The sequence below is a fragment of the Streptomyces sp. Edi2 genome (genome assembly GCF_040253635.1).
GTDB lineage: Bacteria > Actinomycetota > Actinomycetes > Streptomycetales > Streptomycetaceae > Streptomyces.
This window is the reverse complement of record NZ_JBEJGX010000003.1, coordinates 8,905,004-8,920,405: the sequence shown is the minus strand read 5'-3', so window position 1 is coordinate 8,920,405 and position 15,402 is coordinate 8,905,004. Positions and strand designations below refer to the sequence as shown.

The window sequence follows — 15,402 nt, the reverse complement described above, 5'->3', positions numbered from 1 at the left end:
CCTCATGGCCGGTATTGAAACCCACACCCCCACCAACCGTCGTCGCTTCCTCCTCAGCTCCGGTGCCGCCGTCGCCGGAGCCGGTGCCGCATGGGCACTGCCGAGCCGGCGCAGCAGCAGCGATGCCCCGGGCACCGCCCACGCACAGTCCCTCAGCCGTACGTCGCCGGCCCAGCCCGGTGGGCGACGCGCGGCCCCGTTCGGGACCACCACCCTCGACACCACGGCCCGCCTCGTCGGCAGCGGCAGCTACCGCCGGATCACCTCCGGTCCCGGATGGCCCCTGGTCGTCCGCGGTGAGCTCGCCTCCGCCGCGGCCGGACGCCAGGACCGGCAGACCGCCCTGGCGTGCTTCGTCCAGTTCACCGACCTGCATGTGGCCGACGTACAGAGCCCCTTGCGCACCGAGTACCTGCGCGTCGGATCGCCGGGATCGTGGCGGGCGCAGGAGGCGCTGTCGGTGGCCGGTGCGGTGTCGCTGGTGGAGCAGGCCAACGCGGTCCGCAGTGGACCGCACACCGGCCGGCCGCCGGCCTTCGTCATGTCCACGGGTGACAACATCGACAACCACTCCATGGTGGAACTCGAGTGGTTCCTGACGCTCATGAGCGGTGGCCGCATCACCCCCAACACCGGGGACCCGGCGTCGTACGAGGGCGTACAGAACTCCGGCCTCGCGCTGTACTGGCATCCGGACAACGGCCTGCGCGACCAGGACAAGAGACGCGGGCTGCCGCCGATCCCCGGCTACCTCGAAGCCGCGATGCGCCCGGTCGTCAGCCCCGGCCTGCGGCTTCCCTGGTACTCCACGCCCGGCAACCACGACGATCTGCCGGGCGGTTGTCTGGCGCCCCAGGACCCCGTGCTGACGGAGTACGTCACCGGGGCGCGCAAGCTGTTCTCCGTACCGGATGGCGATGTGGCCGCCTTCCGCAAGGTGCTGGACAGCGGTGACGACCCCAAGAGCACCGTGCTCAAGGACATCCTCCGCCGGAACGCCTCCCGCGCACGCACCGTGACCGCCGACGAGCGCCGCCGGATGTTCACACCCCACGAGTACCTGCGGGCGCACCTGAACCCGGCCTTCGCCGGCGCGGGGCCGGTCGGACACGGCTACACCGACAACCACCTCGACGGTGACCGGATGTACTACTCCTTCACCATCGCCGAGGGTGTCATCGGCATCAGCATCGACACCACCTACCGCAGCGGCCACTACGAAGGATCGCTGGGCACCGAGCAACTACGGTGGCTGGAGGGGACCTTGGCCGCTCACAGCTCCCGCCATTACGACGAGGACGGACGGCTGGTACGCAACACCGGTGCCGATGACGCGCACATCCTGGTGTTCAGCCATCACCACAGCCCGAGTATGACCCGGCGCCCCGACGCGGCCCGCTCGGAGGAGAAGCGGCACGACGGCGAAGAGGTCATCGCCTTGCTGAGCCGGTTCCCGAACGTGGTGGCATGGGTCAACGGTCACAGCCACATCAACCACATCACGCCGCATGCCCACCCGACGGCCGCACGCTCCTTCTGGGAGGTCAACACCGCCTCACACGTGGACTATCCACAGCACGCGCGGATCATCGAACTCGTGGACAACCATGACGGGACGCTGTCCCTGTTCACCACCCTCATCGAGTCCGCCGCCCCGCACCACACGGACTTCGACGACCTTTCCTCGGTCGGCCTCGCCTCGCTCTACCGCGAGCTGTCCTACAACGCGCCCGGGCTCGCCGCGGGCCTGACCGACGGCGTCCACGAAAAAATGGCGGGCACGGCGGCGGACCGCAATACCGAACTCCTCGTCCGCCGGGCGTGAGACGGGGGCCGGCCACCGGGCCCTCCGCCGGGCAGGAGTCGGAAGCCACCCACCGGCTTCCACCGGCCTCCACCGACTTCCGCCGACCCGCACCCGATCCCGCCGATTCTTCCGCCCCCGTCCATCGCGCTCGTTCGTCCCCCTTATCGGCGGCGTCCCGAGGGCACGGGCAACGGGCCGGCCGCGCAGGTCACGTCATGGTCCGGAGCGGTTCCGTCGAGGAGGTAGGCGTTCACGATGCCGTCCACGCACGCGTTGTCGTTCTGGTACTGACCGTGATCGCCGCTGCCCGTCACCGTGACCAGCCGTGAACCACGCAGCGCACGGTGTGCCGCACGTGCACCCTCGTAGTAAGTGGCAGGGTCGTGAACGGAGTTGAGCATCAGCGTGGTAGGCAGGCCCCGGCCGGTGACCCGGACGCGCGGCGCGTCGGAGACCGGCCAGGCCATGCAGGTGGCCGCGTAGGCCAGCTCGCGCGCCCCGACGAGCGGAGAGGCGGCGGTGTCCTTCGCGCTGCGGTCCAGCCAGTAGTCGAGGTCGCCGTGCCACGGGGTGTCGTTGCAGGTCACCGAGGAGTACACGGCGGCGAATCCTGGTGACAGGTAGCTCGTGAAGAGCTTGGCGACCCGTGTGCGCTCGGCCGGTGTGGTGGACGGCCAGTCGTCGAGAGCCCTGAGCGCGGACGCCAGCTGCGGGAACTGCCGCGCGTTGTACATGCTCTGGATCGTGGTGTTGTCGAGCTGGTTGGGCCCGATCGTCAGCGCGCCGACGGTGAGCGGGCGCTCGTGCAGGGCGCGACGGCGTGCCTCCCATCTCGCCTTGGCGTCGGCCGCCGTGCGTCCGTAGTGGTACGTCGTGTCGTAGCGTGCGATCCAGGGCAGGAAGTCCTGCTCGAAGCGTCGCTGGAAGCTCTTGGGCAGACCGCCTCGGGCGTGCTGCCAGGTGCCGCTGAAGTCCTCGTTGCTGTCCAGTACGGCACGCTCGATACGCTGCGGGAATTCCGTCGCGTAGTAGGCACCGAGCCAGGTGGCGTACGAGGGCCCGTAATAGGTGATCTTGCGCACGCCCAGCAGCGCGCGGAACAAGTCCATGTCGCGCACGGCCTGGTCGGTGGTCAGCCGGCGGACCAGATCGCCGCCGTGCCGCAGGCAGCCGGCGACGAGCTGCCGCGACCGGGCCAGGACACCGCGGAGAGCGGCGGGCGAGCGGTCGCGGAAGTCGTGGGCGTAGAAGTCCCGGAACTCGGCGTCGGTCTGGCATTGCGCGGGCGTGCTGCTGCCGACGCCGCGCTGGTCAAAGCCGACCACGTCGTACGCGGCGCCCACGGCGGGCGAGCGCGCGGCGAAGTCCGCGGGCCGGGTGAGCCCCGAGGCGCCGGGCCCGCCCGCCGCCATCATCAGCACCCCGCGCCGCCGGGCGGGGCCGGCCGCACGATGCCGGGACACCGCGATGGTGAGGTCGGCCCCGGTACCCGGATGGTGCCAGTCGCGCGGCACGGTCATGCTCGCGCACTCCAGTGAGGGTTTCGCCGCGCAGGGCTGCCAGTGCAGCCGCTGATGGGCGTAGCGCGCCGGTATCGGCGGCCCGGCCCGGCCCGGCCCGCCGCCCGGGCCGGCGGCGCGGTGGGCAGCACCGCCGAGATCAGCGCGGCAGCCATCGTTCCGGACAGGGCGGCCACCGGCCACCACGGTTTTCTCCACGCGGACATCGATCGCGATCCTCCCGTCGGCGCGCAGGGTGCGCTGCCATACAAGGGATCCTCGGGGGTCAGGGGACGGGTTTCGATCACACTGGTGCCCGTTTTCGGGGTGGCACCAGGACCACCCCTGAGGGGCCGGTCCCCGCTGCCCCGGTCCGCCCTTCTCCGCCCAGCTCCGCCCCGCTGCCTGCCTGCCTGCCTGCCTGCCTGCCGCAACTTCTCCCCGCGTGGCCCGCCTTGGCAGTCGGGCACCGTCAGCCCGTGTGAGGAGCCGGACGACGAGCAAGGAGGACGAACCGGAGGGCGGTCGCCGTAATTTCGATACCTTCGTACGGATTGTTCATGGAGACTGTCCGTAGGGATTGTCCGAGTGTTCGGGGGCTGTGTGCGGGTCGGGGATCATGCCGTGTGGGACCGGAGCTTTCCGGTGAAGTACCTCTTGGCCCGCGAGGACGAGGAGGGCGAAGACCAGCTGTGGGGCCGGTGCGCGGGCGTCGAGGGGCTGTTCGTGGAGCCGGCACCGCCACCACGGGAGGTCCTGATCTTCCGCGGCTGCGCTCCCTCAGGACCGCTGCGCGAGGCCGTGGCCCGGCCCGGGGAGGCAACGGACCTTCTCGGTGACGGCTGGATCGCGGCTTCGGACGACACCCAGGCCGGATGGTGGGAACTGGTGGATGCCGTCGTCCTGGCCCACCACCCCTCAGCTTTCGATCCCTCTCTGCTGGACGTCGTTGTGGGTGCAGGGGTGAAGGGGCCGTCGTCCGGTGGCTTCAAGGCGACCGCGCCCCCGCGCTTCGAGCTCTTCACAGGGGGCGATGCTTCCGCAGGCCGTTGCCTCGCGGTGGACGGCCTGTTCGCCTCACGACCGGCCCCGGCCAAGATCCCCATGGAGCTCATCGGCTGTGAACCCACGGAACGATTGCTCGCCGCCTTGCGCAGGCCGCGCAGGTGGGAGCGGGACGGGGCCGAACTGTGGGCGCTGGACCGCACCGGGCGGGTGATGGCACGCCAGGACGTCGGCCTGGACATCCACGGGGCGCGCCCGTCCGTGCTCGGGGGTGCCCTGGTCGACATCACCCTCGCGGATGGCGGCGACAACCGCCCTTCGCCCGCCGTCCGCCCGGTCTGGGAATCCTGGTAACACGGCGTTCCGACGACGCCCAACGGATGGGCTCCGTACTCGGCGCGGGGCAGGGCCGAATGGCTCAGGCTCGCCATGCGGAACACCGGGCCCCGACGCCCCGACCGCTCGGGCGGCGTGCACCACCTCGACGGCCGGTTCGTCACGGATATCCCCGGGGTGCACTGCGCGCTGAGCGAAGCCCTCGCGGGCCCCGGACGGTACTTCGGCTGGGGATGGGACGCGTTCCGTGACTGCCTGTGCGGCGGCTTCGGCGTGATCGCGCCCTTCACTCTGATCTGGCACGATGCCGCGATCGCGCGCCGCGCGCCGGACGGGGCCGCGTCCGGACCGGATGGGCTGTTCTCCTACGTCGAGGAGATCGTGCAGATCCTCGAAGGCGCCGGCGCCACGGTGGTCCTCGAGTGAAGCCGAACCGGACCGTGGTGGCCATGGCTCCTCAAGAGCTGCGGCGCACTTGCGACCTGCCTGCCGCCGGGTGGCCGGCCGGGAGCGCCGGTCGGGGCGGCGGTCGGCTTTCCTCGCCTGTGGCGCTTGACGGGCTGACGTCGGTGACCGGCTGACGGGCTTACGGGCCTGACGGGCCTGACGGGCCCGTGCGCTGAAGCGTCCGGGGGACCCCGGCCGACGCCTGCGGCCCCGTGGTGACGGTGCGCAGTACCTTCATGGGACATAACGGTAGATACACGACAGATCAACACCATCGGTGGAGTCTGCATGTCCCCCTCCGTCACTCCTCGGGCCTCCCGCGGGCGCCTCGCCAGATCCTTGGGCGTCGCGCTGGCCGTTGGCGTCGTCATCACCGGTCTCGTCCAGGTCGCGCCCTCCCCCTCCCCCACGCCCCACACGCTCGATCCCCGGATCACCTCGATCATTCGGAAGCCGGACTACCGCTATGCCCGGTGGGGGTTGCTCCAGCGGAACCCGGAGACCGGCAGGCTGACGCAGTCCCGCGACGCCGACCAGTTCTTCATCCCCGGATCCACAGCCAAACTCTTCAGCGTCAGCGGCACCTGGCACACCCTCGGCGGCGACCACCGCTTCATCACACCGGTCCACGCCGTCGGGCAGCGCCACAACACGACGCTCAAGGGCAATCTGGACCTGGTCGCGCAGGGCGACCTCACCCTCGGCGGCCGTACGCGCAAAAACGGTACCGTCGCCTTCACCGCCGTCGACCACACCTACGCTAACGCCGTCCCGGGGGCCACCCTCACCCCGCAGGATCCGCTGGCCGGCATCGACCAGTTGGCCCGCCAGGTGCGCCACTCGGGCATCCGCCGCGTCGACGGCGACGTGGTCATCGACGCGCGCCTGTTCCGGCCTGATCCGGTCCTCGCGCCGACCCCGACACCACTGATCATCAACGACAACGTCATCGATCTGCTGACTTCCCCCGGCGCCAAAGCGGGCGCCCCGGCCGGCCTGGATTGGCGCCCGAAGGTCGCGCCCTACCACGTCACATCCGCCGTCCGGACCGTCGCGGCGGGCAAACCGGCCGACATCAGCGTGAGCAGTTCCGCCGATGGCACGCGGATCCGGCTGTCCGGCACCATCGCCGCCGGATCGGCTCCCGTGCTCCGGGTGTCCGCCATCAAGGACCCGAATGCCTTCGGCCGGACCGCGCTGATCGAGGCACTGAAACGGGCCGGGGTCGAGGTCCGCGCAAAGGCGATCGGGCCCAACCCGGCCCGGCAGTTGCCGAAGTCTTACGAGGGCGTGCCCACGGTGGCCCGGTACACCTCCCCCTTGTACGCCGAGTACGCCAAACTCATCCTCAAGGTGAGCCACAACCTCGGGGCGAACCTGGGGATCTGCCTGATGGCCACCAGTACGGGAAGCACCGACTGCGAGGACGGCTTCCCCGTACTGGCCACCTTTCTGGACCACGCACGGGTGGAACGCAAGGCGGTGCAGCTCGCCGACGGCCGCGGCGGCAACCCGGCCGACCGGACCACACCACGCGCCCTGGCGCAGATTCTGACGTACTGGCAGCACACCTCCGAGGCGCAGCGCTTCCGCACCTCGCTACCGATCCTGGGCGTCGACGGAACCCTGGCGGATTCCTGCCGCAGCTGCCCAGCACGCGGCAAGGTCTTCGCCAAGACCGGCACCGCGGCCGGCGGTGACGCCCTCAATGACCGGTTGGCCGTGGGCGCGGAGACCGCGGCCGGCTACCTGGAGACGCGCCCGGGCCACTTCGAGGTGTTCTTCGCCGGAGTGAACGGCGCCTCGACCCCCAGCGCTGCCATCAACGGTGTCCTGGCGATCGGCAACGATGTGGCCGATGTCGCCGCCTACCTCCAGCAGCAGGCCTCGGGCCACCGCTGAACGACGGGCCCGCCGGCCGGCGGAGCGCGCTGCAGAGCCACCTCTCGGCGTACGTTCCGACCAGTACCTGCTCATGCCGGATCACCTGCGACATGACCGCATCTCGCGACGTCCATGCCGCATCTCGCGATGTCCGTGGCGCATCTCGCGACGTTCGTGGCGCATCTCGTGACGTCCGTGCCGCATCTCGCGATGTCCGTGCCGCATCTCGCGACGCCCGTGGCGCATCTCGCAACGTCCGTGCCGGCCTCGTTCGCCGGTCGGCCCGGATCAGAAGACCAGCCTGGCCCTGGTGTCGATCAGCTGCGGTTCACGGTCCTCCGCCACGCAGCGCAGTGCTTCTCGGACTGCCAAGGCTCCGAGGCGGAGGAACACCAGCTCGCAGGTGTCGACATAGTGCCAGGACATGGCGCGCACGATGACCCGGGCGTGCACCGGAGCGCCTCGGCGGGCTTCGGGGTCTTCGGTGTCCGTGCCGGACAGTTCTCGCAGCACGCCCCGGGTGAGGAAGTCTTCGAACTCCGGTGCCGGTTCGGGTGAGACGGCGCAGGCGAACTCGAGGGACGAGGCGACCGCTGCGGGCAGGGGTTCGAAGTCGAGCTCGATCCTTCCGTACGTCGGCGCACAACCGCCGAGCGTCTGTCGGGAGTGCACCTTCACTCCCCGTACGGGACGGGCGAGTCCGAGGGCCGGTGTGGAGGTCATGGCAGCACCGTACGGTCGGTGCGACCACTGTGTCGCCGCACTTCCGGGACGCTGCCGCACTCCGACACGGGCGCGGTCCGGCACCGCACCCGCACCCGCGCCCGCACCTCGCACCCGCACCCGGTGCAGGTCAGCGGCCGCGCAGGAGCGCCTGATTACGCTGCCACCGTGACCAGCAGAAAGGCCTCCCCGATGAGCCAGTACTACGACATGGGCGACCAGACCCTGTGGAACCCGTCCAGCGGTGTGTCGCGGCTGTTCCTGCGCCAAGTTGCCCTCTATGAAGCCGAACTGGCTCTGCCGTCCGGTGTCGGACCGATGGATGCCGACGAGTGCCAGATCGACCCCACCGACTTCACGGCGTTCGTCGGCGCACTGCTGGCGCGACACCACGACACCAGCCATACCGTCATGGTCGCCCTGTCCGAAGGGTTCGTCGCCACGGTGCTGGTCCTCGCGCAGAGGGCCGGCATCGAGGTCGACTGGGAGGCGGCCGACTGCACCGCGGTCGATGGCCTCAGGGACGTCCAGGTACCGGTGCCTCCGGCTCCCGGCCGGGAAGTATGGGCAGTTGCCCTGCGCCAGAAGGCGCGCGAACTCGACCGTTACATGGTCCGCTGAGCCACGTCCGCAGAGCCCGGGAAGCCGTCAGAAACGATGTCATGAGCGCCCCGGGCGATCGCACCGTTGTTGTGTCGCATGAGGCTGATGGTGGTGACTGCAGCCACCTGCTCAACTGTCGCCGTCGGCTCTGTGCAGCGCTGGCGCCACGACTTGACCTCAACTTCGGTTGAGGTCGGATGCTCGGTCTCCACTCCTTGGAGGCGACAGATGGCTTCTCGATCGTTGCCCGACATGCCCCGGCCCGATGCCGGCACGATTCTGGTCAGTGAATGGATCGTGGACACACCGGAGCGGCAACATGCAGCGGCGGAAGCGTTGCTCGGTGAGTGGCGCGAGTTGTGCACGAGGTTTCAGCCCGAGGCATTCCGGCAGCTCAGCTGCTTCGGGAGCCGGGACGGACGACTGCTTCTGAGTGGTGCGCGGTGGGCGAGCGACGAGGCCCATCTCGCCTTCATGCGTGAGCACCGAGCGGCCATGGTGGGCCGCATTGATCAAGAGGTGCCGGGAATTCAACGACCTGGGCTGAGGCGCTACCGGTTGCTGCGCAGCATTCTTCCCGATGCTGCCCCGGAGCCGGCCGATGACCTCTTCGTGCTGCGTGCTGAGGCCCACACTGCGGAACCAGTCAGGAGTTGGGGGGACAGGGCGGCCACCACGCTGCGCCAAGCGACCGCCGCCACGTCGGGGCCCGCGCAGATCCTGCTGAGCACGGATGGCCTGCACGCTCTTCTCACTGCGCGGAAGGAACACGACGACAGTGGGGACCACGATATTCCGGCTACCGGCGGGGGCGTTCAGGTGCACGGTCCGCAGCGCTATCACCTACTCGGGAGTGTCCGAGGGCCGCACTACGCGTCGTCCGTGAAGCGCAGTACGAAGCGTCGTTGCCAGGGGGTTTCCACGGCGCGAGGGTGGTAGTGGCGACGGACGTAGGCGACGGCTCGGTCCGGCGGCACCCCGTCGAGAACAGCCATACAGGCCAGTGCTGTTCCCGTCCGGCCGCGGCCGCCGCCGCAGGCCACCTCGACGCGTTCGTTCGCTGCCCGGGTCAGCGCCTCCCTGAACACGAGACGAGCCTCGCGGCGGTCCTTGGGAAGCCGGAAATCAGGCCAGCACAGCCACCGAGCGTCCCACTCGGCCGGTGGCGGCTGCTTACCGAGGAGATAGACCGCGAAGGTGGGCGTGAGCGAGGACGAAGGCGTAGGCGTAGGCGTAGGCGTAGGTGTGGATCCGGAGGGAAGGGGGTGGCGCAGGCCCCTGCCGCGTACCAAGGCGCCCGAGGGGAAGCGTAGGACTCCTGGGTCTGACGCGCTCCAGTGCTCGGTCATACGCGCACCCTATCGATCGACGTCCGGGGCCGGGCGTACCGAGGCGAGGGCAACTCACCCTGGGCCGACGCGGGTTGGTTGGCGGTGGTCTGTGCACGGACCGGCGTTGCCCGCAGCCGGGCGCGGGCACCATCATGCGGAGAATGACAACCAACCCGTCTTCAGTGTCGCCGCCTGCCGTGGTCCGGCTCGCGCGGTATACGGCTACGGAGCTGAGGGAGATCGTCGGGGACAACGATGACCCCTTCGGCGTTTCCGGGACCGGTCTGACCTGGCTGCCCAAACAGGAGCACTTCGGCATCCGACGGGACGGCCGCCTCGTAGCGCACACGGGCCTGGTGACGCTTCCCCTTTCGGCCGGCCCGGTCGAGACCCAGGTGGTGGGCTTCGGCGGGGTGGTCGTCGCTCCTGATCTGCGGGGGCACGGGCTGGCACGGCTCGTGGTCGACCCGGCTCTGGAACACGCCCGCACGATGGGGCCGCCGTACGGGCTCCTCTTCTGCCGGCCGCACCTTGTCTCCCTCTACCAACGCCTCGGCTGGCGGACACTGCAGGAGGACGTCCAGGTCGAGCAGCCGGACGGCCCCGTGGTCATGCCGCTGCGGTCCATGTGGGTGCCACTGCACGACGGGGCACAGTGGCCCGTGGGGCCGGTAGTTCTGCGGTCCCTCCCCATGTGATCGGCCCCTTCCGCCTCGGAGCGTCCGGCCTGCCGCCTCGGGGTGTCCGGCCTGCCGCCTCGGGGCGTCCGTCCGCGCCGCTGTGTGGCCGCCGGTCGGTGAGCTCGGCGGCCACCCGTCACCTCCGCCACGCCTGCCGGCTCACCGGCCCGGAGCGGGGAGCGGGACGGCCTGCCCCGTCACCCGCACCTGCGGGTCATCTGGCTGGACGTCGACGTAGAGGTCGCTGGGCCGGCCCATGTCCTCGCCCTGCCGGATGTGCACCCGTAGCGGCTCCGTGACCAGACCCAGGGCGCGCAGGTACCCGCCGAAGGCCGCGGCGGCCGCGCCGGTGGCCGGGTCTTCCACGACTCCGCCGACCGGGAAGGGGTCACGGGCATGGAAGTCGAGGCGGCCGGGCCCCGCGCGGTGGACAAGGTGCACGGTCGTCCAGCCGTGCTGCCGCATCAGGTCGCGCAGCGCGTCGAAGTCGTAGTCGAGGGCGGCCAGTCGTGCCCGGCTCCGTACTCCCAGGACGAGATGGTCGTTGCCCGCGAAGGCAACGTGCGGCGGGAGGTCGTCGTCCAGATCGTTCCTGGTCCAGCGCAGGGCGCGCAGCACCGGGTCGACCTGGGTGGCCTCCTCGGCCGGGTGGGAGTGCGCCGGCACGCTGGTGAGTGTGGCCTGGGCCGACCCGTCGACGAGGCCGGTCCCCACCCGGATCTCACCCGCGGGCGTGTCGAACAGCAGCTCGCCGGTTCCGTAACGGGAGGCGAGGGCCACGGCCGTGGCGATCGTGGCATGTCCGCAGAAGGCGACTTCGGCACGAGGGCTGAAGTACCGCAGGCGGTAGCGGCGGGCGGTGGTGTCGTGTGCCGTGACGAATGCGGTCTCCGAGTACCCGACGTCCGCGGCGATGGCGAGCATCCGCGCGTCGTCAAGGGATGCGGCGTCCAGCACCACACCGGCCAGGTTGCCACCCGTCGGGTCGGCGGTGAAGGCGGAGTAGCGCAGGACTTCGACGGTGTCCGGGCTCCGGAGGGCATCCGAGGTCACGAGGGCGTCCGGGGCCGTGAGGCTGTCCGGGTGCGGGCCCTGACCGGTGGGGGACGTACGGGGCGATGCTTGGGAAGTCATGGCTTCACGATGGCAGCGCGGCCCCATCGCGTCCAACGATGCTTTTCGCTCGGGCCCATCGGATATCGCGATACCGCGATACCGTACGCCCGGTGGACACCAGACTTCTGCGTACCTTCGTGACGCTCGCCAGGGCGGGAAGCTTCACCGCGACAGCTCGCGCACTCCATCTCGCCCAGTCCACGGTCACCGTCCAGATCCGCACCCTGGAAAGGGAGTTGGGGACCCCGCTCTTCGACCGGATGCCCTCGGGGACGGTCCCGACCCGGGCCGGGCTGCGGCTGCTGGAAGAGGCCGAAGACGTACTCGACGCGGTGGCCCGGCTCCACGCGACAGCCGCGGCCGGCCAGGGTGACGTGGCGGGCGGGAGCATCGAGGGCCAGGTCGCCGTCGGCGCGGGTGATTCGCTGTGCGCCTCCCGGCTGCCCGCGGTGATTGCTTCCTTGCGGCACACGCACCCTCGTCTGGATGTCCAACTGCATGCCGCCGGCACGGCCTCGGCTGTGGACGGACTGCGCACCGGCCGACTGGATATCGCACTGTTGCTGGAGCCGGAGGCCGACGAGAGCGATCTGCTGGCCCGCAGGATCGCGGACGAACCGCTGGTGTACGTGGCGGCGCCCGGTCATCCGCTGGCCGGTCGGGCAGCCGACTGGGAGGAGTTGGCGGGTGAATGCTTCTTCGTGCACGAGGAGGGGTGCTCGTACAGCGACCGCCTCGTCCGCACGCTGCTGGGCCTGCCCGGGACCCCACCCCGGATCACCCGGTTCGGCAGCATCGACGCCGCCCGGTCGTGTGTCGCGGCCGGCCTCGGTCTGACGCTGCTCCCCCGTGTCACCGTCGAACGCCACCTTCAGGAAGCCCAGTTGGCGGTGGTGGACGGCCCGAAGGCGCAGCCGGTGCCCGTTCAGCTCGTCCGGCACCGCAGACGGTGGTTCGCGCCGGGCGCGCAGATCGTGGCCGAGGAGCTGACGCGCACCTTCGCGGAGGGGTGAACCGCGGCAGAGCAGACCGGCAGCGCCGCTCCTCGGAGATACTGCCTCTTCCCGGTGAGCTCAGGAGCCCCACGAGAGTTCGGTTTTGTCCTTCGTCCGCGTGGACGCCCGGCGCGTCGTTTGGACAGGCCCCGGCCCTCCGACACCGTGAGTGCGTGCGCCCTCTACTCTTTCGCCTCGCCGCAGCGGCGGCCGTCCTCCTGGCCACCAGCGGCTGCGTATCCCTTCCGGCCGGCGGACCGTTGCACGGCCCCGGTCGCGCACCGGGCGGACGCACGGTCGCGCCGGCCCGGCCGTCCCCGTTGGTGCTGCCCACGCGGGGACCGTTGCATGAGCGGGTGGTGGATGTTGCGTCCGTGAGGCGGAAGGCGAAACGGCACTCGAAGATACACAAGGGTGATGGCGCCGCTCCCCGGCATACGGTGCCGGGGAACCGGCGGCAACGGGGCGCGGGACGGACACTGTCCCGCCCCGCTCACGCCGCCGCGCCGCCGAGGTCACGCCCGGAGCCGGTACGGGCGGTGCCCCGGCATCGGCACCACAGGGCCCAGGCCCAGGCCCCGGCCCCTGCTCCGCGAGCGCTCTCGCGGGCCCCGCGGCCTCGGCCGAGCATGGACGCCGGCGTGGTGTGCCGGATAGCGTCCGGCCACGTCCGTTCGGATCTTCTGCGGTTGTGCCACCGGACGTACGGACGCTGAGGCGGCCCGGGCGTCTGTGGGCTCGTGCGTCCATGTGGGCGTGCACCCCTGCGCCCGCCGGCCCGGTTGTCGATCAGTCCAGCCGGATGTCCGTCCCCGTCGGCTGTTTGCGGGCCGCGGCGACGACAAGGGCTGCGGCCGCCGCGTCCTGCACTGCTACTCCGACGGACTTGTAGAGGGTGATCTGGTCCGGCGATGTACGGCCCGGCTTGCTGCCCGCGAGGAGTTCGCCGAGCTCGGCGTGGACCTGCGCTTCGGTGATGACGCCCTCGCGGAGAGGGACCAGCAGGTCGTTGCTGCCCGCGGGGAAGGGCGCCAGCGCCGCCTGCCGTGACTCGACGCATACCAGCGCCTCGGCCACCGTGGCATCGTCGATCTCCCGGCCCTCCGGGTTGAATCCCACCGAGGTCACATGCACGCCCGGGGTCAGCCAGGAGCGGCGGATCACGGGGTCGACGGCGTGCGTGGTCGCGGCGGCGATATCCGCGCCGTCAAGGGCTTCGGCGTAGCTGGCACTCGCCTCGGCCGGGATGTCGAGTTCGGATGACAGGAGGCCCGCCAGGGCGGCCGCCTTCGCCCGGTCGCGGCCCGCCACACGGATGTGCCGGATCGGGCGGACCCGGCACATCGCCTCCGCATGCGACCGGGCCTGCGCGCCGGTGCCCAGGACCGCCAGCACCGAGGCGTCCTCGCGGGCCAGCAGGCGTGCCGAGAGCGCCGAACCGGCAGCGGTCCGTGCCGCGGTGATGGCCGTGCCGTCCAGCAGCGCTGACGGTTCTCCGGTGTGCGGATCGAAGACGACGATCAGTGCCTGGTGGGTCGGCACGGGGGTGCCCCCGTTGCGCGGGAAGACGGAGACCAGCTTGCTCATGAGCACCCCGGCCGACGGTACAAAGCCCGGCATGGCTGCCAAGAACCCGTCCCGTTCCGGCACCACGGCGGCGACCCGGTCCGGCGAGGAAGCACGGCCGGCGCTCAGGTCCGTCATCGCCGACGCCAGGGCGTCGATCAGCGCATCCAGGTCGAGCAGCGCCTCGACCTGCGAACGCCCAAGTACCAGCATCCGTCTCAACCTCCTGATCACAGCGGTACGGCCGACGGTACGCCGAGCCGTGGCGGCGACCGTAGTCCCCTGCGTGTTTCGTTCGGTGAACGATCGGCGGGTGGCCCTGGGACGCGAGGCGAGGAGTGGTCCTGGGGAGCGCCGCGAGGGCGGGTGTGCGCCTACCAGCCGGTCAGGTCCACGAGGAGATCGCAGTGCGGGTCATCCGGGGCCGGCTGATGGCGTTCCTCCTCCTCGATGAGGGTGGGAAGTGCGGCGATCAGCCCGGTGAGCATGTCGGTCAGGCGGATGTCGGCGCCGATGATGCCGGTGCGGGCGCGAGGCTGCACATACAGGCGCATCGCGCTGTCGCCATTCCACAGGAAGCCGATCAGAAAGGGGTCCTCGTCGTCGCCGGGGTCGGACAGGGCGCGCAGCACGCTGAGCGCCTGGCTCTGTCCGGATTCGGGGGTGGGAGTGATCTTCTCCGGGTGAAGGCGGATGAGGGTCATCCCCATGGCCTCGCCGACGTCGTCGCTGCTGTAGATCTGGGTCCCGGTCAGGGCAGTGCGCATGATGCCGGGGAGATAGGCAGGGGCCACGGTGTCGTGGGGGATCTCGTAGAGGAAGATCTTCTCGTCTCCGCCATGGACGGCGATCCGTACGGCGCCGGGGGCCGGCAGGACGCCTCGCAGGGAACAGTTTTCGGCGATGGGTGCGTTCAGGTGGTACAGCATCAGACGGCTGATGGTCGCCTGCTGCTGCCGGTCTTCGGGGTGGGTCATTGGTTCATCCCTGTGGGGCGCTCGTTTTCGGGCTGCTTGCGGAGAAGCGGAGAAGGCGCGTTGATGGCATTAATGACGATGGCATTGACGACGTGGACAACGCCGGTCTTATCGTCCCCGAGAGGGGGCGACCGGCGCCATCGGGCGACGCGGGGCACGTGCGCTCTCCCCACCCTGCCCGGTGGAGGAGTGCCACGGCGAGCCACGGGTAGGCGCCGCCACAGCCGTACGCAACGGTGGTCCCGCCGCGCCGGACCGCAATGCCGGTTGGCGGTGGCCATGGTGATGTCGATGGCGATGGGTGACCGCGATGACGGCGCATTGTGGGCACAGGAACGGGCACACGAGGACAACAACGACAACAAGACGACGACAGGGCGACAACGAGGGGCCCGGGCAAGGCAGTTGAGGACGTGCGCACAAAGCCCCGGCG

Annotated in this window: 13 protein-coding genes; 7 read left to right on the top strand and 6 right to left on the bottom strand. The window is 70.5% G+C overall.

What is annotated here, in order from left to right; all coding sequences use genetic code 11:
• The first annotated feature begins 4 nt into the window (after window positions 1–4).
• The gene (locus ABR737_RS42610) at window positions 5–1,825 is read left to right on the top strand and encodes a TIGR03767 family metallophosphoesterase (protein WP_350256505.1); all 1,821 of its coding nucleotides are present in this window, start codon (window positions 5–7) and stop codon (window positions 1,823–1,825) included.
• Between the two features lie 143 nt (window positions 1,826–1,968).
• On the opposite strand, the gene ABR737_RS42605 is transcribed toward ABR737_RS42610, so the two are convergent.
• Entirely contained in the window at window positions 1,969–3,327 is a 1,359-nt protein-coding gene (locus ABR737_RS42605) for an alpha/beta hydrolase (protein ID WP_350256504.1), read from the bottom strand.
• A 624-nt stretch (window positions 3,328–3,951) separates the two neighbouring features.
• Between ABR737_RS42605 and ABR737_RS42600 the strand changes: the two genes are divergently transcribed.
• The 3 genes from ABR737_RS42600 (at window position 3,952) to dacB (ending at window position 6,996) form a co-directional block, all read left to right on the top strand.
• The gene (locus ABR737_RS42600; protein ID WP_350256502.1) at window positions 3,952–4,665 is read left to right on the top strand and encodes a hypothetical protein; all 714 of its coding nucleotides are present in this window, start codon (window positions 3,952–3,954) and stop codon (window positions 4,663–4,665) included.
• A gap of 75 nt (window positions 4,666–4,740) precedes the next feature.
• On the top strand, window positions 4,741–5,073 hold the full coding sequence (locus tag ABR737_RS42595) for a barstar family protein (protein ID WP_350256501.1): 333 nt from the start codon (window positions 4,741–4,743) through the stop codon (window positions 5,071–5,073).
• Window positions 5,074–5,382: 309 nt separating this feature from the next.
• Window positions 5,383–6,996: a D-alanyl-D-alanine carboxypeptidase/D-alanyl-D-alanine endopeptidase gene (dacB, locus tag ABR737_RS42590; RefSeq protein WP_350256500.1), complete on the top strand. Its 1,614-nt coding sequence runs from the start codon at window positions 5,383–5,385 to the stop codon at window positions 6,994–6,996.
• A gap of 270 nt (window positions 6,997–7,266) precedes the next feature.
• Here the strand turns inward: dacB and ABR737_RS42585 are convergent, their stop codons facing one another.
• Window positions 7,267–7,701: a hypothetical protein gene (locus ABR737_RS42585; protein WP_350256499.1), complete on the bottom strand. Its 435-nt coding sequence runs from the start codon at window positions 7,699–7,701 to the stop codon at window positions 7,267–7,269.
• Between the two features lie 168 nt (window positions 7,702–7,869).
• Here ABR737_RS42585 and ABR737_RS42580 point away from each other — a divergent pair, with 168 nt between their 5' ends.
• Window positions 7,870–8,322, top strand: a complete 453-nt coding sequence (locus ABR737_RS42580) for a DUF6086 family protein (protein ID WP_502964460.1) — start codon at window positions 7,870–7,872, stop codon at window positions 8,320–8,322.
• Between the two features lie 851 nt (window positions 8,323–9,173).
• On the opposite strand, the gene ABR737_RS42575 is transcribed toward ABR737_RS42580, so the two are convergent.
• Entirely contained in the window at window positions 9,174–9,653 is a 480-nt protein-coding gene (locus ABR737_RS42575) for a protein-tyrosine phosphatase family protein (RefSeq protein WP_350256498.1), read from the bottom strand.
• A gap of 143 nt (window positions 9,654–9,796) precedes the next feature.
• Here ABR737_RS42575 and ABR737_RS42570 point away from each other — a divergent pair, with 143 nt between their 5' ends.
• Entirely contained in the window at window positions 9,797–10,333 is a 537-nt protein-coding gene (locus tag ABR737_RS42570; RefSeq protein WP_350256497.1) for a GNAT family N-acetyltransferase, read from the top strand.
• Window positions 10,334–10,474: 141 nt separating this feature from the next.
• Here the strand turns inward: ABR737_RS42570 and ABR737_RS42565 are convergent, their stop codons facing one another.
• Window positions 10,475–11,449 (bottom strand): PhzF family phenazine biosynthesis protein, encoded by a 975-nt coding sequence (locus ABR737_RS42565; RefSeq protein ID WP_350256496.1) that lies wholly within the window; start codon window positions 11,447–11,449, stop codon window positions 10,475–10,477.
• Window positions 11,450–11,541: 92 nt separating this feature from the next.
• Between ABR737_RS42565 and ABR737_RS42560 the strand changes: the two genes are divergently transcribed.
• A complete protein-coding gene (locus ABR737_RS42560; RefSeq protein WP_350256495.1) occupies window positions 11,542–12,444 on the top strand; it encodes a LysR family transcriptional regulator in 903 nt (300 codons plus the stop codon).
• Between the two features lie 771 nt (window positions 12,445–13,215).
• Here ABR737_RS42560 and ABR737_RS42555 read toward each other — a convergent pair.
• A complete protein-coding gene (locus tag ABR737_RS42555; protein ID WP_350256494.1) occupies window positions 13,216–14,205 on the bottom strand; it encodes an ornithine cyclodeaminase family protein in 990 nt (329 codons plus the stop codon).
• Window positions 14,206–14,366: 161 nt separating this feature from the next.
• Window positions 14,367–14,969, bottom strand: coding sequence for a hypothetical protein (locus ABR737_RS42550; protein WP_350256493.1), 603 nt, complete (start codon window positions 14,967–14,969; stop codon window positions 14,367–14,369).
• Window positions 14,970–15,402: the final 433 nt, after the last annotated feature.